Below are 538 nucleotides of genomic sequence, written 5' to 3'. Positions count from 1 at the left end.
TATACGGCGTACCGCCTGTTTATGGATAAGCAACGGGGCATCATCGAGCGGTTCCACTCCATGCCGATCGCGCGTTCCGCCGTGCTGTGGGGTCACGTGCTGACTTCGGTCGTATCCAACGCCATTTCCCTTGTCGTCATCATCGCCGCAGCGCTCGCGATGGGCTTCCGCTCGTCGGCGGGAGTGCTGCCATGGCTTGCCGTAGCCGGTATTCTCGTGCTGTTTACGCTGGCTTTGACTTGGGTCGCGGCGATTGCCGGATTGACCGCCAAATCGGTGGAAGGCGCCAGCGCGTTTTCCTACCCGCTGATCTTCCTGCCGTTCATCAGCTCGGCGTTCGTGCCGACCGAATCGATGCCCCGGGTCGTTCGCGCCTTTGCCGAAAACCAGCCGGTGACCTCGATCGTCAACGCCATTCGTGCGCTGTTGTCCGATCAGCCGGTAGGCAACGAGATTTGGATCGCGCTTGCATGGTGCGTCGGAATCATGCTCGCGGCTTATCTCTTCGCGATGAGGGCGTATAAAAAGCGGGCATGAA

General features: G+C 60.2%; 1 protein-coding gene. It reads left to right on the top strand.

The features are described 5' to 3' along the window. Window positions 1–537 (top strand): ABC transporter permease (locus PTZ19_RS25270; protein WP_276358477.1); only part of this gene is annotated, 537 nt, incomplete at its 5' end. Window position 538: the final 1 nt, after the last annotated feature.

The organism is Cohnella caldifontis, from assembly GCF_029360585.1.
GTDB lineage: Bacteria > Bacillota > Bacilli > Paenibacillales > Paenibacillaceae > Cohnella > Cohnella caldifontis.
This window is presented reverse-complemented; position numbering and strand designations above follow the sequence as displayed.